At 61.9% G+C, this 265-nt stretch carries 1 protein-coding gene; it reads left to right on the top strand.

All coding sequences use genetic code 11. From position 1 onward, the window contains the following. Nucleotides 1–73: 73 nt before the first annotated feature. A partial coding sequence (locus tag CVH10_RS21315) for a motility-associated protein (RefSeq protein ID WP_369335945.1) occupies nucleotides 74–265 on the top strand: 192 nt, incomplete at its 3' end.

Raw genomic sequence — 265 nt, 5'->3', positions numbered from 1 at the left:
GGCGTTCGCGAAACGCCGTCTTAATGATTAATGGCGATAGTCCCGACCTCTCGCGTCAGGATTGTTCGCCTCCATGTTCCAGATCATCGGCATCGTGCTGCTGTTCGGCCTCGTCTTCGGCAGCTACGCGATTTCGGGCGGCAAGTTCGAAGTCATCATGCACGCCGCCCCGCACGAGCTGATGGCCATCGGCGGCGCGGGCATAGCCGCCTTCCTGATTTCCAACTCCATGCCGGTGATCAAGGGCGCGATGGGCGGGCTGGGC

The organism is Halomonas sp. ND22Bw, assembly GCF_003011945.1.
In the GTDB taxonomy this organism is placed as follows: Bacteria; Pseudomonadota; Gammaproteobacteria; order Pseudomonadales; family Halomonadaceae; genus Halomonas; species Halomonas halophila.
Note: the sequence above shows the minus strand (reverse complement) of the source record. Positions and strands in the feature narration are given on the sequence as shown.